Consider the following 19,580-nt stretch of genomic DNA (forward strand, 5'->3'; position numbering starts at 1 on the left):
TCAAGAGGCATGAGCGACCTTCCCATGCCCGCCAGGAAGCCGTACCCCACCGACCTCAACGACGAGCAGTGGGCGTTGGTGGAGCCCTTTGTCCGGGCCAGCGAGTGCGGACCCCAGGAGGTGCTGCATCCGCGTCGGGAGGTGGTGAACGCCATCCTCTACATCACCCACACGGGGGCGCAGTGGCGCTACATGCCGCACGACCTGCCGGACTGGCAGCTCGTCTACCACTACTTCGACCTGTGGAAGAAGAACGGAACCCTCAAACGGATACACGACGCGCTGAGAGTCAAGGTGCGCAAGAAGGCCGGCCGAAAGGCACAACCCACCGCGAGCATCCTCGACAGCCAGAGCGTGAAGACAACGGAAGAGGCGGAAACGAAGGGCTACGACGCAGGCAAGAAGGTAAAGGGGCGCAAGCGCCACCTGCTTGTGGACACGTTGGGCCTGGTGCTGGTGGCGTGGATATCGACGGCGGATGTGCAGGACAGGGATGCGGTCCAAGCCGTGCTCCCCATGGCTGCGCAGGAGTACCCCATGCTCCAGAAGACGTGGGCAGACGGAGCCTACCAGGGGGAACAGGTGGAGAAGGTGGCCAAGGAGAGTGGCATCAACCTCGAGGTGGTGAAACGCTCGGACAAGGACAGAGGCTTCGTCGTGCAGGCCAAGCGCTGGATTGGCGAGCGCACCTTCGGCTGGCTCAATCGCGAGAGACGTCTGTCCAAGGACTACGAGCGCAAGGAGGAGTCTTCCGAAGCTTTCATCCACCTGGGCATGATAAAGCTCATGCTACGCCGGCTTGCCTGACCGCCCCTGTTCAACACCCTCTTAGAGATCTGAACCAGCTATGAGCTACAACGTCTTGCGTTCTCGGCTCGGCGGCCTCGCACTGCTCGTCCTCCAGTGAGAGAAGTGCCTCTGGACCTTTGTTGGCTTGCCCGTAGCTGGAGCAGTGCCGAGCATCCGGGCCGTTCCCGCCTCGGCTGGCGCCCCTGACTCGTTCCGGTTGAGCCCTCGTCGCTGATAGAGCCGCGCAGCAGCCCCGGCACAGGACTCCGCCAGCGGGAGCGAGCTGCACGTCCAGGACGGCCCCAGCAGCAGTGAGCCACACTGCCCTGGAGGGCCTAACGGCGGGAGGTGGGCAGCTCCCGCCATGTTGCGTCTATGTCGCGTGAGCCTGCGGAACGGGCCTCAACAGGACGGGACGGGATGGGACGCGGCGGGATATCGACTCCCAAGCAATCCGGGCGGTTACGAGGTAAGGTGTTGGCGTTCACGAGGAAACGCGGAAATTTGGACTGGGACGCTGGAGGTGTGCCGGGGGTCCGGCATCCCGGTCCGAGGTGAGGCTCAGCGCTTGGACTTCGCCCTCCTGGTCGTCGCGGCCTCCTCGGCCTCGCGGCGGCGGTAGCTCTCGCCTTCGATAGCGAGGACGTCCGCGTGGTGGATGACGCGGTCAATCAGCGCGGTGGCGCACGCGGCGTTGGGAAAAATGGTCGGCCAGTCCGAAAACGCCAGATTCGTGGTCATCACCAATGAGCGTTGTTCATACCTGCGCGCCACGACTTGAAAGAGGAGGTCCGCGTTGCGCGCGTCGTAGGCGAGGTAGCCCATCTCGTCGATGACGAGCAGGCTGGTGCGGCTGGTGTAGTGGCGCAGGCGGCGGTCCAGTGCGCGGCTGGTGTCCTGGGCGCCCAGGTCGAGCAGCAACTGGGAGGCGGTGACGAAGAGAGCGGAGTGCCCCTTGAGGACGGCCTGGTGGGCGATGTTCTGCGCGATCATCGTCTTGCCCAGTCCCTGAGGGGCGACAATGACGACGTTGCGCGCGCGCTCCAGGAAATCCAGGCGCAAGGCGGACTCGACGGCCTCGCGGTCAATCTTCTTGGGCCATCCCCAGTCGTAGTCCGCCATGGGCTTGAAGCGGCCAAGGCGGCTGCGAGACAGGCGCCGCTCGAGACTTCTGCGGCCGCGTTCCTTCTGCTCCTCGTCGGCCAGGTGCTCCAGCAACTCGGTAGCGCCCCATCTGGCCTTCGTGGCGCGGGCGATGAGGTCCGCGAGGCCCTGGGAGGTGGCGTGCAGTCCGAGGGAGGCCAGGCGGTCAGCGAGTGGAGTCGTCATCGGCGGAGTCCTTGTCGAGGAGGCGGTCGTAGTCGGCGAGGGAGTGGGGGCGGGTGCGGGAGGCGGCGATGCGCGGGTCATCCGGCAGCACCACGGTGAGTGGTGGAGGCTGACGCTGGCGGCGAGCGCGCTGGTCCAGGAGGTGGGCCACGGCGGGGGCGCTCACCGCCCCCTTGCGCAGGGCCTCGGCGAGGGCCTCATCCAGGGCGCGTGCGCCGTGGAGCGTAAGTAACTTCAGCAATTGAGCAGTGTGGTGTGACAGCGAGAGGTCGCGCTGGGCGAGGGCCGCGAGGAAGCCCTCCGCCTGCTGGCAGGAGGCGCGCAGCAAGTCTCGGCCGCGCAGCTCGTGCGCGCGGGCCTTGGCGTCGGCGAGGGCGGCGAGGTGGCCGGGCTGCTCCAGGGTGCGGCCCTTCTCGAAGCAGCGCGGGTGGGAGGCCACCTCCTCGGAGCCGTCCAGTACGCGTACGCGTGTCTCGGAGGCCACCAGGGTGAGGGGCTTCTTCACCAGGGTGTGTGGAATGGAGTAGTCGTTGGAGTCGAAGCGCACGTAGGGCGTCTTGCCGGAGGCGACGGGGCGCACCACGTCCGTGGGAAACGGGTGTGCGGGCAGGGGCAGCAGCCGCGGGCGTTCCTCCTCGAGGGCCGTGGCGACGGTGCGCCCGGTGACGTCGCCGGGCAATTGGCGCGCGTGGGCCACCTCGGCCGCCCACCGCGCCGCTTGAGAGTTGAGGTCATCCACGCCGCTAAAGGTGCGCGCGGCGAAGAAGGAGTCGCGCAGGTAGCGGATGGTGCGCTCCACCTTGCCCTTCTCGTTGCCGCGGTAGGGGGCGCAGGGCTTGGGTGCGAAGTGGTAGTGGCCGGCCAATTCCAGCAGGCGCGGGTGGAAGCGGATGGCGTCGCCGGCGCGCTCGAGCACCACGGACTTCAAGTTGTCGTACAGCAGCGCGCGCGGCACGCCCCCCAGCGCCTGGAAGGCCAGCACGTGGCCCCTGAGGAAGCTCTCCAGCGTCATGTCGAGGAAGAAGCGCGCGTAGAGGGCGCGGCTGTGGCCCAGCACCATGACGAAGCAGCACAGAGGGCGGCGCGTGTTGCCCACGGACAGCGTGCCGAAGTGTCCCCAATCCACCTGGGCCTCCTCGCCCGCAAGCGTGCTGCGGCGCAGGAAGGCCTCGGCGCGAGAGGTGGGACGCACCGTGCGCACGTAGCGGCGCACCTGGAGCGGGCCACCCACGTAGCCGCGCGCCTTCACCATGTGGAAGAGGCGCATGGCGGTGAGGCGTGGGTGGGCCTCCAGGGTGGCTTGGATGAAGCCCTTGTAGGCATCCAGCAGCGTGGGCCTGACGGACTTCACCCCCGTGCCGCTGACGCGCTCGAGCGTCAGGGCGCGCCGGACGGTGTCGTGGTGCACGCTCAGCTCGGAGCAGATGGTGCCCACCTTCCAGTGCTCGGCGAAGTGCAGTCGGCGGATGCGGGCGGCGAGTTCGGGGGAAATCATGGGCCCACCTCACGGCGGACGGGCAGCCCTGAAGCGCCGGCCCACGTGGGTGCGCGCAAGCGTGGTGTGGCGCAGGAAGGGACTCTGACGCCCGCACGAGGTGCAGGCGGGGATGGAGGGCGGCGGTGCATGCGGCAGTGGCCTCGCTGCGCTCGGCTCCGCGGCCACCTGCGTGGCGGCCGGGGCCGGCGCGACGGGCACACTGGCTGTCCGCGCCACGGCAGCGGGAGACTGATGCGTCACTTTCTCTCGCCGCCGCTCCCGCCAGGCCGCCTGCCGCGCGGCATGTGCGTGCCGTCCGTCCCGGGTGCGCTGGTAGCGCGCACCAGCCGCGCGCATTGACTCCGCCCGCGCCCTTCGACTGCACGGCGGCCCGCAGTAGCGCTGGCCACGGTCGCACGCAGAGCAGAGGAAGAACACCTGCCGACACTCGGGCCGGCCGCACACCACGAAGCGCAGCGCCTCCACGACACTCCTGCGCGCGCCGGCTTCTGGCGCCGCGCCCCGGAGTGCGCTACCTCTTCCTCACCGGCTCGCCCCTCTCGCACACCAGGGCGCGCCTCCAAGGAGGGCCCTCCAGCCGCTACTGGTGGGCCTTCCGTCTTTTCAGGACGCGCGCGACCGTGGATTCCACCGGCGCACTCTCCCCCCCTCAACTTCTCGGCCACACCCATCTCAGGGAGTGGTCTTGAAGTCAGGCAACTCCCGGCGACCCATGACCAGGAACCTGCGCTTCCTGGTGACCATCAACAGTAAGGGCGCGATCCTGCTGGGGTTTTCGCACCGCCCGGCGCGGGTTCGATTCCCGCCGCCTCCGGTAGAGGTTGCCCGCCGCTCTGGGCCGAGCCTGCTCCCAACGAGGAGGCTCGGCTCGCCTTTGGGGACCAAATCGGTTCTCGTCGGACCAAATTTGGACCAAATCTGGAGGGGAGGTCAGAGGCGGCGGCTCGTCCAGCACCGTCAACGCTCCACTGTGTCGCCCATCCCGTTGCCTACTTCCCGGGTGCGTTCCATTTGCCCGGAATCGGTGTTCCACATGGCCGGAATGGGTGTTCCACATGCTCCGGAATCAGTGTTCCACTTGCCCCGGAATCGGTGTTCCACATGGTCCGGTGCACGCACCCAGGTGCTCACAAGTGACTCAGTGTTGACATCTACCTCATGTGCGGTCTCGCGATTTGGCAATAAGGGTCGCCTCGCTAACGGACGCATAACCTACAGTGGGGGGGGGAATCCGCTTGGCGTTGGGATAAATTGGAACAAATTCAACTTCCGGCTGCAGCAGCAGCTCAATCAAAGACAGTGAAGGTGGACCCCCGACAGCCTGTCGTATTCTCCAGTTCAGCTCGGCCACCATTCGCACCTTGTTCAGCCAGTCGGCGGCCTCCTCCATTGTAAAGCACATACAAGGAGGGTCCATGTGAGCAAAGTGATTCATGACTGTCTTTACGTGCGTGAAGGCAGTCACTTGGTCGCGAGCATCGAGCGGAACGCCCGTTATGGAATAAACCCACTTCAATTTGTCCATTACGCGAACGCCATGTCGCGGCCCAAGGGCCGACACATTAAATCGCCAGGATGGCAAAGGGTCGTACTGAGCTTTGAAGTAGAGTTGGTGGAGCGTGTTGTCAATTAGCGACACCGACTCTGCCATCAACATGCGAAAAGACGTAAAGAGCGACCACTGGTCGCTTCCGCCCATGACACTTGTGTCAACAATCCGCTTTCGGAGTTCTGCGATACTTCGGAGCAGGCTGGTCTGAAATGAGACTTCGGCAACCCCTTCTCTGTCGAGAACCGGCATTAGCGGGAATTTATCACCCAAGCCTGCATCAATCTGTATCTTAACGGAGTCTCCAGTTCCGTCGGTGTAGTGGAACCCCATAAAGATGGGAACCGAACCATCGAGCCATTCCGTACGAGGTTCGGGGAGATGAAGGGCTTCCGCGAACGCGGATCCTTTGGTTTTGACCGCGCGTTCAATAACACTCTGATTGAAGGGCTCCGACACTACTTTCTTCATCAGTGGGCCGCCGCCGGGAGCCAACCCTCCAGCCTTCGTCTCCCAATGAACCTGGAACTTTGGATGGTTTTTCCATCGCTTCATCGACCACTTTTGCTTGATGTAGAAGTTCGCGAGATCAAGAGCCAGTTGTCGAGCATGCGTCGCGTCGCGTCCCGTTGACTTAAACCTGAGAAATCTGTGTGAGCCTGCATCAGATTGAGCGTCAGTCATCGGCGATCCGGACGTTGCGCGGGCGGTTGTTGCGCACCTGCCCGATGTTCCTCGTGCCCCCAATCATCCAATAGGGCCCGGCCTCCAGGCAAGATTGGAGGCCGGACACTTTGTGCTTCAGCAACTGGCGAGACTCAGCGCGTCACGGGTCGGGCGGACGCCTTGGCTGCGGCGGTCAGTTTCTTGCCCCAGTTTCACAGCCCCGAGGCCCCGGCGGCCGTGAGGATGGCGCCCAGTATCAGCGAGAGGGAGAGCGGCGTCCCCGTCTTCAGCGCTCCTACCAAGAGGAGAGCACGGTGGCCGTCACTGCGTATTCCGGGGGCAAGGGGGGCCGGGTGGTGGTGGAATTTGAAGTGACGGAGAATCAGGCCCAAGGCACGTACACCCTCAGGCTATGGGACGCCGAGGGGCGCACGGCTGCAATCGGCAAGGTGACGTTCCCGTAAGCGTGAATCGCCTACTCGGAATCCTCCCCTGATTCGTCTTCCTCCACCTCTTCGTCTTCAAGAGGTGCGCTCATAAACGTCAACCTTCCTGGCAGTTGAACGACCATGAAACCCTTGCCGGCGATTCTGACGCGCTCGGCGTCCTTCGCGTTTCCGCTGGCAAGCCATTTGTCTGCATCCTCCCGCGTTACGAACTCATGGGAGACCTTGAGCTTGAATGAGGGATCAAAGAATTCTTTGTAGAACCTGCGGAAGTCACCCTCTTTCCGGATGTGGCGAGGGTAGACCAATGCGATCTGCGCGAGTTCGATTACGTCCCGTTCCGGGGACCCCTCCGGATGCTTCTGGCTGATGGCGTTAAGAGCGATGAGGATTGCGTCCGTGTCGAAGTCTGGAATGTAGGGCATGGTAGCGCCGAGCCTTTCGCGTTTATGTTTTTGAAGGCAATGTTTGGCTTAGGTGGGAACAAGAAAGAGCGCGCCGCCGATTATCGCAATAACAAAGCCTACTCCGGCCACGACTACATGGGTTCCGGGGGGCGCCTCGGGGGTGTGCACTTTGAGCCAGTCGAGCGCTTCTCTCATGCTTGGGAATTGAAGCTCCTTGCTTTGTGCTTCCTGTCTCTCCAGTTCCTCCATTTTCTTGACGCAATCCATGAATTCGTTGAGACACTTCGTGGTGCAGTGCTCTTTGTGCTTGCCAGAGTGTTTCTCGATGGATGGGATCTCAGGCTTGCGCCTCATGCACTTGGTGTAGCACTGCTTTTGTAGCTCGTTGCAGTAAGCTTCAGCCCCAGCTCCGCCGATCCCGCGTGCATCTTCTTGAAAGTCGATGCTGCTTGCGTCCTCGGCGATCAGGTACATCTTGCGCTCGGGCTCTTGCGTGTGGGCGCATCCGATGCTTCCCACCGCCACCGCCGTTAGCAGCGCCATCAATCGCGTTAGACCTGCAGGGTGCATTGCCTTGTCCCTCCGTGCTTCGCTGCGTTGCCTGCCTGCACTCCCGTTCAACCTCGGCTGAGTGGACGAGTCCGAAGGAGGCAGAGTGCTTCCCGGTACTGTCCGGTTTGTCGAGATTGAAAGTTTCGGGCGACGCCTCAACCCGAGTCAACGGCGCTCGGGCTCATGGAGGCCACTAGTGCGCGATAGGCGAAGCTCGGGCAGTGGGGAGACAACTAGGGCGCGGCACGCGAAGCTCGGGCCGGTGGAGGCCACCAGGGCATGGCAGCCGAAGCTCGGGTCCGGTAGAGGCCATCAGGGCACGGCATTAGAAGGCTACGGCATCAGCGCCAGAAGCCAGAACGGGGAGCGAAGGGCTCGCATTTATCGCCCGGCGAGGGGTCCAAGGGGACCAAAACGAACGGACGCGCATGGACTCGCCCGGACGGATGGGCGCTCCATTTTCAGAGGGAAACGGGGGGGCCTCTGGTCCCGCGGGAAGGCGGATCCGCCCTTAGCGGCTTCGATTCCCGCCGCCTCCACTAAAAGTTACCCGCCGCTCTGAGCCGAGCCTACTCCCAACGAGGATGCGCGGCTCGCCTTGGGGGACTACCGGAACTCCAACAGGATAACCGGTGGAGCCGGGTTGGACCGGGGAAATGGTCCTCCCCGGCCCCCCGGACCGGCTCAGCGCTCCAGGCCGAGCAGGAAGAGATCCGAGGGTCCCTCGGCCTCGAGGGTTTCGGCGCCCACCGTGAGCGTGCCGGAGAACTGGCCCAGCACGGCGGCGCGGCCCTCCTTCGTCACCGCGACGGAGGCGCTCTCGAGTCCGGGCGAGCCCCTATCGGGACCGCTCGCGGTGAAGCCTCGCGACCAGAGCGGCGCCCCCGTCACCCGGTTGAACTTCGCGACGTAAACGTTGGCCAGCGTCGCCGGGTTGCCAGGCAAGGGCCCCAGCACCCCGAGGTCTCCACTGCCCGCCTCGTAGCTGCCCACCACCACCACGCCGTCCCGCTCATCCATGGCGACGTCCTCGACGCTGAAGCCGAAGTTCCACGCCCAGCGCTCCTCCCCGTCCCGGGTGAAGGCGGCGACGAAGGCATCCTGGAGGATGTCGCCATTGAGGCTCGCGGTGTGCGCTCGCCCCGCGAAGGTGAAGGTGAAGGCGAAGGTGCCCACCACCACCACCCGGTTGCCATGCGTGGCCACGCTCCGGGCGAACCCGAGCGCCCCCTCCAACCGCCGCACCCAGCGCACGGCGCCCCCCGGCGAGAGCATGAGGACGAAGGGCTCCGTCTGGACGTCGGTGATGACCGAGCCACACAGCAGGAAGTTGCCCTGGCTATCCACGGCGGCGCCCAGGCCGTCGCTCTGGTTCTCCACGTCGAGGAACGTCCACAGGTTCTCGCCCGAGGGGGAGTACTTGGTGAGGAAGGCACTGAGGATGGGGATTCCCACGGGGAACTCCCGGGTGGAGAGGGGGCCTCGCCCGAAGTCCACCGTGCCCGACATCACCCCGGCCAGGGCGATGTTGTCGTCCCGGTCCGTCACGATGCGGTTCACGTTGAGGGAGCCCGGCTCGGTGGAGAAGCCGCGTGACCAGAGATGGCGCCCCTTGGGGTCGAGCTTCACGAGGATCAGGCCGGAGAGCAGCACTCCCTCCCCGAAGTCCACGTTATCCGCGTCGAGGAAGAGAATGATGTTGCGGTGCCTGTCCACCGCATGGCGGAAGCCGAAGGCACGGCCCGGCAAGTCCGGCGGGGCACCGAGGACCTTCACCCACCGCAAGCGTCCCTGGACGTCGTAGCGCGCGAGCGCCACCGCGGCGCTGGACGAGCCCCCCGGAGCCAGGACGGGGCCCTCGCCGAGGTCGATGCTGCCGACGAAGTTCACCATGGCGAGGAAGCCGCCATCCCTGTCCCGGACGAGGGTCCCGCTGTTGTCATCGGGCCCGGTGAGCAGATGGGCCCAGCGCAGCGCGCCGGTAGGCCTCCCGGACTCGCCCGCCGCCTGGGCCACCTCTGCGGGCGCCTCCGACACCGGTTCATCCCCCACCGTCCCGCCACACGCGGCCAATCCCGCCGCCAGTAGCAGCGGCAGGACAGACCCGCTCCCATTTCTGCGTCTCATGTCTTCCCCCCTCCTCGAGAGCGAAAGCCTCGCGGCTCTCGCGCAGGAAATCCTGTGCACGCGGAGCACAACCGCCGCTGGCTGAGGGATGGAGGCCAGCGTTCGCCAGGAGATGGAGGCGCCTGGCTGGCCGGACAGCGGCGCGAGTCCCAACCCGACGAGAGTGACCTGCATCGGAGAGGTTCCTGGAGTCCGAGGCCCAGCGGTTGATGGGACGGCCGCTGGAACTGGGCTTCGCGTGGCGATTGCTCACAGCAAGGTACTGGAGTTAGGGGTTCGCACCCGATTCGCCGCCTGCCCCAGGTCACGAGCGCTGGTTCGCCTGGCTGGTGAGCCTGATGACGCAGAGGCTCATGTGGGCGAGGGGCGCGCTGTGACAAGATACGGCTCGTCATGCGCGGCCTCACGAGAGCCTCGGGATTTTTGCTGTGCCTGGTGTTTCTGGGCCTTGCCGTCTGGTGGAACCTCGCGAGTCCCGTCCAGTCTGCTGGCGAGGTGAGCACAACCCGCTCTACCGCAAGCGCCGCCACCACTCCACCGGGGAACGGGCGCGCCCCTGGCGTGGCCGGAGCGTCAACGGGTGCTGCTGCCCAGCCTCGAGAGCCCGAGGCCCGGTTCCTGGTGGCTCAGCCCTCCCAGACGCTGGTCCAGGCCTATGAACGTGCCGCCGCGAGAGGCGACTTCGGAATGGCTCCGGGTCGCATCCTGGAGAGCCTCCGCGACAGGTACTGCGGGAGCCCGCAGCGCGGGGCCGACGAGTGCCGCGGCCTTCTCTTCGCCTACCTCCAGGAGCGCTTCGCCCTTCCCGAGGAGGTCACCTCCGTGGCCTTCTGGAGCATGCTGGCACGGATCGACGCGGAGTTCGACAGGCTGGTGACGAGCAACCCGCGGTCCCACTCTGATGCTGAATTCCTCGCCGTCCACGAGCGGTTCCGGGAAGCGCGCCGGGACATTGCCGGTGCCGCATTGGATCGACGTCTCTTCGGCTTGTCCGACGACCTCCTCGATCTGCCCCAGCGGGTGGGTGAGCTCGCCGGGGATTCCCGCATGCCGCTCGAGCAGAAGCTTGCCGCCTATCAGGACGCGCTCCAGCGGATCGAGCACGAGCACGGCGTGCGGCTCATGTCCGTCATGGAGCCGGTGGAGCTGGCGAGGCACGAACTGCGCATCCGAGAGGCGGCGGATGTGCTCGGACCGGAGCAGCGAAGAGAAGTGCTCGAGCGCTACACCGGCCCCGAGTACGCCCGGCGCTACCTGGATTACCACCAGGAACAGCAGACCCGGAGCGAGCGCCTGAAGGCTTTCAACCAAGAGCGGGACTTGCTGCTGAAGCAACTGGCCAGCGAGTCGAGCCCAGAGCAACTGCGCCAACGAATGCTCGCAGTCGATCAGCGACTGTTCGAGAAGTACGACCTGCAATGAAAAATCGCAAACTCCAGACCGGCTGGGCCGTGCTCTCCCTCGTTTCAGGCCTGACCCTCGCCTGCTCATCCCAGGATGGGCCCAAGAACGAGCTCGATGCCTACTACTCGAACCGTCCCAAGGTCTGGTTCGACGAGGTCGGCCCGAACGAATACTTCAATCCTTCTGCCACCCCGTCCTGGCAGCTCAACGAGACCTGCGACGACTCCGGTGCGCTCAGCATCGTGTCCTACAACATCTTTCACAACGTCCCGTTCGTCACCGACTTCGGCGACGAGATGGAGCAGAGCCTCGGCGAGGTGACTCGGTGCGCCGACATCCTCCTGTTCCAGGAAGCCTGGGACTATGACGACATCATCGGAGATGGTCCCAGGTCCGATCTGGTCGCACGCGGCTACAGCATGCTGACCCCCACCGGGCAGTATTGCGATGACTCCCTCGGCGCCATCGAGAACGACTGCAGCGGGCTGGTGATGTTTTACAAGCGGGGCACCCGGTTGATGAAGGAGCTTGGCTTTCGTGCCTTCACCACCAGCAACGGTCCCGACGTGCACAAGGAGAAGGGCGTCTGGGGGGCGATCTTCTCGAAGGAGGGGGGGTACTACTACGTCTTCAACACCCACCTGACCTACGGGACCAACGGCCACCTCGAAGGGGACACCCCCTCCGACAACTCGCGCATCTCCAACATGAAGCAGTCGCTGGGCTTCATCGAGGAGGCGGTCACCATCAATCGGGCCAGCTACCCACCCGCGCTTGTCATCCTCGGCGGCGACCTCAACGCCGACTTCGACGCGGTCACCAGGCCTTCCAGGGGCCATCAACTGCTGGAGCAAGCCTCCGCCAGCGGGGCCTTCTTCGAGCCGGCGGACTATCGCTACATGGATGCCGTCATGAGCAGCCAGGAGACCGTTGGCTTCAAGTCCAACTGGGTTGGCACCGCCGTCGACACCGGTCCGAATGGCATGGCCTCCGGTGCCACGGGAGACCTGGATGCCGTGCTGCTCGGCAAGCCCGGCCACTTCGGCACCTGCCCCTTCGGCAATATCCAGTACAGCGGCTGGGCCCCTGTCTGGATGACGCTCGATTCAGGTCAGCGGAAGTGGCCCTATTACACCCACTCCGACCACTACGGCCGCTGGTTGAAGGTCACGCCGGACTGCTGACCTCGCCTGGAACGAGGTGCAGTGCGGCTGGATGTAGGCGTCCTTGAGCGTGGCCGAGCGGTGAGGACGGACTGTCATGGCCCTCGACGCAAGCAGGAGCCGATCTGCGCCCGGCAGCCCCTGGTTTCAGATTCTTGGAGTATGGGATCAGGCAGGCGCTTGAGATCATGGAGACAGCGTCAGACCTTGATGGGAGAAGGGCGAGGCCTATGACTCATCCAGCTTCGGCTCCCGTTCGTGTTGGCACCATCCTGCGAGACACCTACGAGCTCATCTCGGAACTGGGGAAGGGAGGCATGGGGGCGGTCTTCCTGGCCCAGCACCTTCGGCTCCCCGGCAAGCAGGTGGCGGTGAAGGTACTCCACGTCGGAGAGGACGTGCGGCCCGAGCTGTACGCGCGCTTCCATCGTGAAGCGGAGGTCACCTCTCGGCTCGGTCACCCGAACATCGTCGAGGTGCTCGACTTCCACAGCATGGAGGACGGTACCCCCTACCTGGTGATGGAGTACCTGCGCGGCAGCAGCCTCTCGCGACGGATCCGACAAGGCCCCCTTCCGCTTCAGGAGGCGCTCTTCATCGCGCGGCAGATCGGCTCGGCCCTCCACACGGCCCATCAGGCGGGCGTGGTCCACCGGGATCTGAAGCCGGGCAACGTGTTCCTCGTCCCCACGGAGTCCGGGGGCGTGGTGGGCCAGCAGGTGAAGCTGCTCGACTTCGGTATTTCGAAGCTCGTCACCGCGCAGACCCTCCAGGTCGATCAGAGCGTGCTGATTGGCACACCGCGGTACATGGCGCCCGAGCAGGCGATGGGACGCAACAGCGAGGTGGATGCCCGCTCGGACCTGTTCGCCCTCGGGGGCATCGTCTACGAGATGCTGACCGGCCGGCCGCCCTTCTACTCGGATTCCGTGGCGGAGCTCATCTACCGCATCGTGAATGAGCCTGCCGAGCCGTTGGGCTCGCTCTGTCCGGACGTACCTGCCGCGGTGGCCGCGGCGGTGGACCGGGCGCTCGCGAAGAAGCCGCAGGAGCGTTTCCCGGACGTCGCGTCGTTCATCGCCGAGCTGACAGGGACTCCGCTCCAGACACTCCCCAAGCCGAAGCAACAGCTGCGTCCAGCGGTCCCTCCGCAGGTGGCGCCTACGTCAGCGGGTGTCCGCTCTGCTCCCGAGACACCCCAGGCGGAGGCACCCGCGCGCACGGTGTCGTTGCGCCCCAAGACGCCGCCCGAGTCCGAGCCAGCCCAGGTGGAGGTTCCATCTCTCCCGGCATCGCTGCGCCCCGAGGCTCCGCCGAAGTCGAAGGTGCCAGTGGTCTTGGGGGCGGCGGTGGTGTTGCTCCTGGGCGCCGCGGCCATCGGGTGGGGGTTGCGTCCGCGGTCCGCCTCCACCCCGACTGTCAGTGCACCGGAGCACACGACGAAGGCGGAGCCTCTCCCGAATCCGTCGACTCCACTGTCGCCTCCCATTGCCGGGTCTTCAACCGAGACTCCTCCAGAAGCCAGACAGGAGGAGTCAGCGCCGGTCACCCCGGTACAGGAGACTGCCTCCGTCGAGACTCCTCCTGTTGAGTCGCGGCCCGCCGCGATGGCCCGCGCGCGCCAGGGCTCGTCCGAAGAGGTGCCCGAGGTGGTGCGCAAGGACCTGCAGGAGGCGGAGCAAGCCCTTGCCGCGGGCGATGCCACGGAGGCGCTCCGGCTCGCCCGCCGCAGCCAGCGGACGAAGATTACCGGGGGCTCGTACTCGCTCCTCACCCGGGCCCATTGCCGCCAGAGAGACCTCGCCAATGCCCGCGCGCAGTGGGCGAAGGTCCCCTCGGCGGAGCGCAACCGGGTACGTCTGTACTGCAAGCCCTATGAAATCAATCTCTGAACACGGGGGCCGACCAGGCACGCCCGGCGTCCGGACAGTCCCCTCAGGCATTCCCTCCTGATGTGGAGGACGCAACGGGCGGCAGATTCCGGTGTGCGCGTCGTCAACACGTGGGAGAATCCATTCATGACGATCCCCACCGCCGTGGAAATCGACCACCGCGACCGCGTACTGCAAGCCGCCTTCTGTGACTACGTGCCCCAGGTCTTCCGCACCGTGGACTTCCGGCGCTGGTGCGCGTGGGGTGAATGGAACGACGACTATCGCGCCTTCGCCGTGCTCGAAGAGGGGAGGGTGGTGGCCAATGCATCGGTGACGCGGATGCGGCTGTGTGTCGAGGGCCGCGAGGTCATCGGCTACCAGCTCGGAGCGGTTGGCTGCGTGCCCTCCCACCGTGGCCAGGGGCTGTCACGGGTGGTGATGGAGGCGGCGCTCGCGTATTGCGGCGGAGCGCCCGTGCTGCTGTTCGCCAACGAGAAGGTGCGTGACTTCTATCCGCGCTTCGGGTTTACGCCTCGGGAGCAGGCGCTGTTCGGCACCGAGCTCCATGCGGCGCCAGGAGGCGAGGCCGCGCCGGTGCTCGAGCTGGCCGAGGCCCACGTCCGCGCGGGTCTGGTCTCGTTGTCCGACAAGGGGCTTGCAGTGACTGAGCGCTTTGGTGCGCGTAGCTCCGCGAGGATCGCGAGCTGGTATGCGGCGAATGCCTTCTCACGGCCGCTTCGCCAGCTGAGCGACAAGGCCTGGGTGCTCGCCGGGGTGGAGGACGGCACGTTGTATGTCGACGACATCTTCGCGCTCGAGTCCTTCGATCTGCGTGCGCACATCCCACGATTGATTGACCAGCCGATCACCGCGGTCCACTTCGGCTTCACGCCCGAGCGCTGGTGGCCTCAGGCGGGCGTCGTTGGCGAGGACCTGGAGGCGCATCTCTTCGTGCGCAACCTGACGCTACCACCCGGGCCTCATCGGTTTCCGGTGATGGCACGGACCTGATGAGCGGCGTGCCCGCCGGTCCGTGTCGCGCACAGACCGGCGGGATGCGGCCCTTCTCTTCAAGTCCCAACGGCTAGGGACAGGGGCTCACAGGGGACACCTTCCACAACTGCCCCGAGACGAGCGCCTTCTTGGCGAGGATGGGGGCGTTGTTGGCCTTGCCGTCGTTGATGATGTCCAGCGAGAGGGTCTCGCCCTGCGCCTGATTCGTCAGCCGGAAGGTGCCGTTGATCTCCGGCGTCACCTTCCACCGCTGCTCCGGGACGGCAGCCGTGTTGCTCCTTCAACTGTCCCGTCAGGAGCACGACGGCCTTGTCCGTCGCGGCCTTGTTCATCGCCGGTAGGCGGGTGTCGATGTTCACCGTCCAGCCTTCGATGGTCTGAGTCTGGTAGGTCGGGGTGGCCGCGGATGCGGCGCCAGAGAGCGTCAGGAGGGCGAGGCACAGCCGGAGCAACCATTTCTTGTCATTCATGGCCATATCCTCTCAGAGCGCCGAGCAATCGAGCTTGACCGGTTGGTTGTTCAAGGCCTGCCGGATGCCGCTGTAGACGACGCCGTTCGACGCGAGCCCGATGTGCTCGACGAGGTTGCCCGGGCAGTCCTCCTGCACCGTGATGTTGCACCTCAGGGTCTGGCCCTGCGCATTGGTGCGGTCGCAGTTGTCCATGCGGCCGTTGGTGAGCCCGTCCGTGAACACGTCGAGCGGCTTCACGCTGTTGATGTTCGTGTAGGCAATGCCGTCGTCGGAAGCCCGCTTGTTGATCTCGTCCAGGAAGGCGCCAGCGCGCAGCTGGGTGCAGATGGGCTTGTCCGTGGGTTGGCCCGTGCACCCGACCAGCAGCGCGGCCAGCAGGGGGTCGGCGTGGGTGCCCTTGTGGGGTGTGCCCAGGCTGATGAGGTTATCGACGACGCGCCAGCCGTAATCATGGACGTAGGTCCGGGACGTGATGCCTCCCTGGCTGTGGCCGATGAGGTTGACCTTCTCCGCGCCCGTCTTCAGCAGCACCTCCGCTATCCGGTTCTTGAGCGCCTGCGCGCCCTCGCGGATGTCGATCAACCCGCCTCCGGGCAGCTCGAAGAACTCGACGTAGTAGCCGTCCGCCCGGAGCCGTCCCTCCAGGACCCAGTAGATGATCTCCGTCGCCAGGGTTCCCCCGACGATGATGATCGGGTTCTTGCGCGTCGTCGGCGCGGTCACCGGCGGCGGCAGGGTGCTGGTGGTGAGGTTGCAACTCACCGTGCTGGCCTTCGCGGTGCCGGGGTTGGAGATGAGTGGCGGATCCGCGGCGAGACAGGCCCAGCTCCCGTCGGCCTGGGGCCCCTGCTGCACCATGAACTCCGCGTGGGCGGAGCCATTGCCGGCATAGGACAGCTCGCAGCCGCCGCCCAGCGCCTTGGACGCCCCCTTGGCGATGGACTTCGGATAGGCCCCCGTGCCCTGGGTGCCCTGCGTCACGGTGCACTGGAGGTTGGGCTTCGGGGTCACCGCCGTGGGGCCCACGCGGCAAGCGACGAGCGATGCCTCGACCGTGGCGTCCTGCCCGTGGTTCGGCGGATCCGCTGCCTGGCAGTACCAGCCCTGGCCTCCGGGCGTGGGCCGGGAGATGACCACGTTCTCCGCGTGCACGGAGCCGTTGCCGAAGTGCGAGGTGTCACAGCCGCCGGAGACCACGACGTAGCCGTCGGAGACGAGGGCCGGCGTGAGCGTCACCTCGACGGTGGGGTTGCGCAGGAGGCCCGTCCTCTTGGTGAGCGTCGTGCATTGCAGCGGCAGCGTGGCGCCGCTCGCATCAGAGGCCCGGCAGTAGGTGACGGACGCGCGAGCCCAGGCCGGATTGGAGACGAACGCCGGATCCGCGCCCTTGCACCGCCAGCCGAACTCCCTGTCCGGTGCGTTCTGGACCATCACCGCGGCGTGCACGGACTCGAAGCCGAAGCGGGACACCTCGCACCCGCCGCCCACCCGGACGTAGCCCGCCTTCTGCTTGTCGAGCGGCACCATCGCCACCGCCTTCGGATTGGGGGTGAGCCCCGCGGCGGGTATCCGCTCTTGGTACGTCTGGCAGTCGAGTGTCTGCGCGGCAGCCGTCGTGCCCATCAACAGCAGCATCGCGGCCAGCCCCACGTATCTGTTCTGGAGGAAGGTCATGGAAGGTCTCCGGCCGCTCACTTCGCGATTTCGCGCAGGGTGATCTCGTAGAGGACAGTTGCGTTCGGCGGGACCTTGCCGGGGATTCCCTGGGCGCCGTAGGCCAGCTGCGGCGGCACGGCGAAGCGGTACGTGCTGCCCACGGGCATGAGCTGGAAGGCCTCCGTCCAGCCCTTGATGCCGTCGCTGACGCCCAGGGTGGCGGGCTTGCCACGGGAGGCGGAGCTGTCGAACTCCGCGCCGCCGACCACGGTGGCCTTGTAGTCGAAGACCACTCGGCTCATGGGGCCGGGCTTCGCGCCCGTGGCGGGGGTCAGCACCTGGTACTGGAGACCGCTGGCGGTGGTGACCACGCCCGTCGTGGCCTTGTTCTTCGCGAGGAAGTCCTGGCCCGCCTTGCCGAACTTCGCCGCGTCCGCGTCGCGCTTCGTCTTGCGGTTCTGGAGCATCGAGTTCTGGACCCGGTCCCGAGACCTGGTGAGGTCCGCTGCGCTCATTTGCGGAGCCTTCCCCTCCAGGCTGTCGCGCAAGCCCTGGACCAGCGCGTTGATGTCTACGTCCACTTCGAGCTGCTTGACCGAGCTCGCGAGGTCCTGGCCGATGGAGTAGCTGTCTCGCTCCTTGTCGGTTGCGGGCGCAGCAGCGTGCGCAGTCGCCGCGGTGAAAAGGAGGATGAACATGAGGTGCTTCATGGGGTCGGACTCCCTGGGGTGATGGAGGTTGGGGCAACAGCACGTCTTGAGGCAGCGGCGAACTCACGCTGAATCAATCCCCGTGCCAGCGTCCGGGGAGTCCTCCGGGTGAGGTTCTCCCTCGGCGCCGCCCAGGAAGTGGCGGCACGCGAGGGGCACCTGACGCGTCAGGGGTGGGAGTGAATGCGTCAGGCGGAGGGAATAGACGCGTCAGGTAATACTTTGAGCTTCAATGGCGAGGGCTGACCGCCCCAGAGATGCGGCGCAGCAGCTCCCCGAGCACCTGCTTGCCGGCGGCCGTGGCTGTCACCACGTCTGTGACAGCATGGCGGGGGACAGCGCGTGCGAGCAGCACACCGTTGGGGGCCCGAAAGACTCGCAGGCCGGCCTCGCGCAGCCGGACGGGACAGACCACCAGCAGCACGTCCACCCCGGCCCGCTTGCCGACCGTGGCATCCACCGCGGGCGCCAGGTGCACGTGGCTGCGCGAGGCTGCGTGCACCCCCTCGCTGTCGAGGATGGCCCGCGCGGCACCCACCGAGGTGCCATGGTAGAGCAGCGCGTCTTCGAGCACTTCCTCCCAACTGCGCTCCAGCCCCTCCAGGGTGACGGGAGTCCCCTCGGGCGAGTGTCCTTGCACGGCCCGCACCCACTCGCCCCTCAGCTCGAAGCGGGCCTTGGTGTTGTGGAGCACCACGGACTCGAGCTGGGTCAGTGACAGCCCGGTGAGGCGCAGCACGTCTGCCACGGAGGCAAACCCGGCCTCGTCCATGGACAGTCCGGACTCCCGCGCGCCGTGGCGCAGCAGCCATGAGAGTTTCTTGGACCTCGCGACGAGGGCCGGTGAGTCAGGAGATGCGCGGTGATGGGGAGACATGGTCGGGTTCTCTCGGAATCAGCGTTCACCCGAGAAGGTAGCCCCGCGGGGGCTCCGAGGTGAAATCGGAGCTTCTCACGAGGTATCCATGAGATGGATAGTTGCTCATCATGGAACTCGATGGACTGCGTGCCCTGGTGGCTTTCGCCGAGGCTGGCTGCAACCTCACCCGCTCCGGGAGGACGGTCGGGTTGTCGCAGCCCGCCATGCACTCGCGGTTGCAGGCGGTGGCGCGGGAGTTGGAGGTGACTCTCTACGAGCGTCGAGGGCGCACGCTGCAGATGACGGCGGAGGGGGGGAGGGTGCTCGCCTGGGCGCGTGACGTGCTGGAGCGCGAGCAGTCACTTCGGGCAGAGCTGCACGGGGGGCGGGCGATGCAGCGGGTGGTGCTTGCGTGTGGGGAGGGGGCACTCGTGCACGTCGTCTCCGGGCGGCTGGCGGCGCTCGCGCGTGCCCGGCCCGGGGTGCTCTCCTTCCTCGTGCTCGATGGGCCGGCGGCGGCTGCCGCGGTGGAGCGCGGAACGGCCCACCTGGCCGTGGCCGCTGGTCCCGCGGGCACTACCCCCGGCCTGCGTTCTCTCCCGCTCCTCACCACCCCGCTGCTCGCGGTGGTTCCTCGCGCCCATCCGCTCTCGCGAGCAAGCCAGGAGGTAGACGCGCGCGCCCTGCTTGCCCACCCGCTGCTGCTCCCTCCGCCGGGCCGCGTGCTGCGCACCACCCTCGAGGAGCTAGCGGCAGCGCATGGCCTGCCGCTCCGGGTGGCCGTGGAGGTGACCGGATGGGAGGCTGTCTGCCGGCTGGCCGCGCTCGAGGTGGGAGTGGGGCTCGTCAACGCCTTGGTGCCCACCCCGGAACTGACGCGGCTGGCGGTTCGCGGACTGCCCTCCACCACCTACCGGATTCTGATGCGCCGCGGGCGGGGTACCCCGCTGGTCGAGGAGGTGGTGGAGACCCTGCGTCGCGAGCAGCGCTGAAGCTCCTCACAACAACATGGAGGCGGTCTTCCGGGAGCTGCAGGGCGGTGGTCTGGCTCGTTGTCCTCGTCA

Annotated in this window: 19 protein-coding genes; 7 read left to right on the forward strand and 12 right to left on the reverse strand. The window is 66.3% G+C overall.

Going from position 1 to position 19,580, the window contains the following annotated elements; all coding sequences use genetic code 11:
- Positions 1 to 9: 9 nt before the first annotated feature.
- On the forward strand, positions 10 to 807 hold the full coding sequence (locus tag OV287_RS22890) for an IS5 family transposase (RefSeq protein ID WP_267534913.1): 798 nt from the start codon (positions 10 to 12) through the stop codon (positions 805 to 807).
- A 543-nt stretch (positions 808 to 1,350) separates the two neighbouring features.
- Here OV287_RS22890 and istB read toward each other — a convergent pair.
- From istB to OV287_RS22915, 5 genes are all read right to left on the reverse strand, one after another.
- Complete coding sequence (gene istB, locus OV287_RS22895) at positions 1,351 to 2,118, reverse strand: IS21-like element helper ATPase IstB (RefSeq protein WP_267533277.1); 768 nt, start codon at positions 2,116 to 2,118, stop codon at positions 1,351 to 1,353.
- Complete coding sequence (gene istA / locus OV287_RS22900; protein WP_267535575.1) at positions 2,099 to 3,613, reverse strand: IS21 family transposase; 1,515 nt, start codon at positions 3,611 to 3,613, stop codon at positions 2,099 to 2,101. Before istA ends, istB begins: the two co-directional genes overlap by 20 nt.
- 9 nt (positions 3,614 to 3,622) lie before the next feature.
- Positions 3,623 to 3,952: a hypothetical protein gene (locus OV287_RS22905; RefSeq protein WP_267535216.1), complete on the reverse strand. Its 330-nt coding sequence runs from the start codon at positions 3,950 to 3,952 to the stop codon at positions 3,623 to 3,625.
- A gap of 820 nt (positions 3,953 to 4,772) precedes the next feature.
- Positions 4,773 to 5,720 (reverse strand): hypothetical protein, encoded by a 948-nt coding sequence (locus OV287_RS22910; RefSeq protein WP_267536158.1) that lies wholly within the window; start codon positions 5,718 to 5,720, stop codon positions 4,773 to 4,775.
- A gap of 121 nt (positions 5,721 to 5,841) precedes the next feature.
- Positions 5,842 to 5,973 carry a hypothetical protein gene (locus OV287_RS22915; RefSeq protein WP_267536159.1) on the reverse strand — a complete coding sequence of 44 codons (132 nt, stop codon included), beginning with the start codon at positions 5,971 to 5,973 and terminating at the stop codon, positions 5,842 to 5,844.
- Between the two features lie 172 nt (positions 5,974 to 6,145).
- On the opposite strand from OV287_RS22915, the gene OV287_RS22920 reads away from it, so the two are divergent.
- Complete coding sequence (locus OV287_RS22920) at positions 6,146 to 6,295, forward strand: hypothetical protein (protein ID WP_267536160.1); 150 nt, start codon at positions 6,146 to 6,148, stop codon at positions 6,293 to 6,295.
- An 11-nt stretch (positions 6,296 to 6,306) separates the two neighbouring features.
- Here the strand turns inward: OV287_RS22920 and OV287_RS22925 are convergent, their stop codons facing one another.
- The 3 genes from OV287_RS22925 to OV287_RS22935 all read right to left on the reverse strand — a co-directional run bounded on the left by OV287_RS22925 (position 6,307) and on the right by OV287_RS22935 (position 9,363).
- Positions 6,307 to 6,702, reverse strand: a complete 396-nt coding sequence (locus tag OV287_RS22925) for a hypothetical protein (RefSeq protein WP_267536161.1) — start codon at positions 6,700 to 6,702, stop codon at positions 6,307 to 6,309.
- A 48-nt stretch (positions 6,703 to 6,750) separates the two neighbouring features.
- Entirely contained in the window at positions 6,751 to 7,227 is a 477-nt protein-coding gene (locus OV287_RS22930) for a hypothetical protein (RefSeq protein ID WP_267536162.1), read from the reverse strand.
- A gap of 693 nt (positions 7,228 to 7,920) precedes the next feature.
- Positions 7,921 to 9,363, reverse strand: coding sequence for a hypothetical protein (locus tag OV287_RS22935; RefSeq protein ID WP_267536163.1), 1,443 nt, complete (start codon positions 9,361 to 9,363; stop codon positions 7,921 to 7,923).
- 561 nt (positions 9,364 to 9,924) lie between these two features.
- On the opposite strand from OV287_RS22935, the gene OV287_RS22940 reads away from it, so the two are divergent.
- From OV287_RS22940 to OV287_RS22955, 4 genes are all read left to right on the forward strand, one after another.
- Positions 9,925 to 10,785 carry a lipase secretion chaperone gene (locus OV287_RS22940; protein WP_267536164.1) on the forward strand — a complete coding sequence of 287 codons (861 nt, stop codon included), beginning with the start codon at positions 9,925 to 9,927 and terminating at the stop codon, positions 10,783 to 10,785.
- The gene (locus OV287_RS22945) at positions 10,782 to 11,951 is read left to right on the forward strand and encodes an exonuclease/endonuclease/phosphatase family protein (protein ID WP_267536165.1); all 1,170 of its coding nucleotides are present in this window, start codon (positions 10,782 to 10,784) and stop codon (positions 11,949 to 11,951) included. Before OV287_RS22940 ends, OV287_RS22945 begins: the two co-directional genes overlap by 4 nt.
- A gap of 209 nt (positions 11,952 to 12,160) precedes the next feature.
- The gene (locus tag OV287_RS22950; RefSeq protein WP_267536166.1) at positions 12,161 to 13,822 is read left to right on the forward strand and encodes a serine/threonine protein kinase; all 1,662 of its coding nucleotides are present in this window, start codon (positions 12,161 to 12,163) and stop codon (positions 13,820 to 13,822) included.
- Between the two features lie 126 nt (positions 13,823 to 13,948).
- The gene (locus tag OV287_RS22955; protein WP_267536167.1) at positions 13,949 to 14,815 is read left to right on the forward strand and encodes a GNAT family N-acetyltransferase; all 867 of its coding nucleotides are present in this window, start codon (positions 13,949 to 13,951) and stop codon (positions 14,813 to 14,815) included.
- A gap of 73 nt (positions 14,816 to 14,888) precedes the next feature.
- Here OV287_RS22955 and OV287_RS22960 read toward each other — a convergent pair whose 3' ends face one another.
- The 4 genes from OV287_RS22960 to OV287_RS22975 form a co-directional block, all read right to left on the reverse strand.
- Complete coding sequence (locus OV287_RS22960; protein WP_267536168.1) at positions 14,889 to 15,059, reverse strand: hypothetical protein; 171 nt, start codon at positions 15,057 to 15,059, stop codon at positions 14,889 to 14,891.
- A 241-nt stretch (positions 15,060 to 15,300) separates the two neighbouring features.
- A complete protein-coding gene (locus OV287_RS22965) occupies positions 15,301 to 16,965 on the reverse strand; it encodes an esterase/lipase family protein (protein ID WP_267536169.1) in 1,665 nt (554 codons plus the stop codon).
- A gap of 17 nt (positions 16,966 to 16,982) precedes the next feature.
- Complete coding sequence (locus OV287_RS22970; RefSeq protein ID WP_267536170.1) at positions 16,983 to 17,657, reverse strand: FKBP-type peptidyl-prolyl cis-trans isomerase N-terminal domain-containing protein; 675 nt, start codon at positions 17,655 to 17,657, stop codon at positions 16,983 to 16,985.
- A 229-nt stretch (positions 17,658 to 17,886) separates the two neighbouring features.
- Positions 17,887 to 18,534 carry an RNA 2'-phosphotransferase gene (locus OV287_RS22975; RefSeq protein ID WP_267536171.1) on the reverse strand — a complete coding sequence of 216 codons (648 nt, stop codon included), beginning with the start codon at positions 18,532 to 18,534 and terminating at the stop codon, positions 17,887 to 17,889.
- Between the two features lie 110 nt (positions 18,535 to 18,644).
- On the opposite strand from OV287_RS22975, the gene OV287_RS22980 reads away from it, so the two are divergent.
- Positions 18,645 to 19,508, forward strand: coding sequence for a LysR family transcriptional regulator (locus OV287_RS22980; RefSeq protein WP_267536172.1), 864 nt, complete (start codon positions 18,645 to 18,647; stop codon positions 19,506 to 19,508).
- Positions 19,509 to 19,580: the final 72 nt, after the last annotated feature.

The sequence above is a fragment of the Archangium lansingense genome (assembly GCF_026626635.1).
In the GTDB taxonomy this organism is placed as follows: Bacteria; Myxococcota; Myxococcia; order Myxococcales; family Myxococcaceae; genus Archangium; species Archangium lansingense.

Coding starts and splice junctions, on each gene's coding strand:
- OV287_RS22890 (WP_267534913.1), top strand. CDS start 10: ATGAGCGACCTTCCCATGCCCGCCAGGAAGCCGTACCCCACCGACCTC.
- istB (WP_267533277.1), bottom strand. CDS start 2,118: ATGACGACTCCACTCGCTGACCGCCTGGCCTCCCTCGGACTGCACGCC.
- istA (WP_267535575.1), bottom strand. CDS start 3,613: ATGATTTCCCCCGAACTCGCCGCCCGCATCCGCCGACTGCACTTCGCC.
- OV287_RS22905 (WP_267535216.1), bottom strand. CDS start 3,952: ATGCGCGCGGCTGGTGCGCGCTACCAGCGCACCCGGGACGGACGGCAC.
- OV287_RS22910 (WP_267536158.1), bottom strand. CDS start 5,720: ATGAAGCGATGGAAAAACCATCCAAAGTTCCAGGTTCATTGGGAGACG.
- OV287_RS22925 (WP_267536161.1), bottom strand. CDS start 6,702: ATGCCCTACATTCCAGACTTCGACACGGACGCAATCCTCATCGCTCTT.
- OV287_RS22930 (WP_267536162.1), bottom strand. CDS start 7,227: ATGGCGCTGCTAACGGCGGTGGCGGTGGGAAGCATCGGATGCGCCCAC.
- OV287_RS22935 (WP_267536163.1), bottom strand. CDS start 9,363: ATGAGACGCAGAAATGGGAGCGGGTCTGTCCTGCCGCTGCTACTGGCG.
- OV287_RS22945 (WP_267536165.1), top strand. CDS start 10,782: ATGAAAAATCGCAAACTCCAGACCGGCTGGGCCGTGCTCTCCCTCGTT.
- OV287_RS22950 (WP_267536166.1), top strand. CDS start 12,161: ATGACTCATCCAGCTTCGGCTCCCGTTCGTGTTGGCACCATCCTGCGA.
- OV287_RS22955 (WP_267536167.1), top strand. CDS start 13,949: ATGACGATCCCCACCGCCGTGGAAATCGACCACCGCGACCGCGTACTG.
- OV287_RS22965 (WP_267536169.1), bottom strand. CDS start 16,965: ATGACCTTCCTCCAGAACAGATACGTGGGGCTGGCCGCGATGCTGCTG.
- OV287_RS22970 (WP_267536170.1), bottom strand. CDS start 17,657: ATGAAGCACCTCATGTTCATCCTCCTTTTCACCGCGGCGACTGCGCAC.
- OV287_RS22975 (WP_267536171.1), bottom strand. CDS start 18,534: ATGTCTCCCCATCACCGCGCATCTCCTGACTCACCGGCCCTCGTCGCG.
- OV287_RS22980 (WP_267536172.1), top strand. CDS start 18,645: ATGGAACTCGATGGACTGCGTGCCCTGGTGGCTTTCGCCGAGGCTGGC.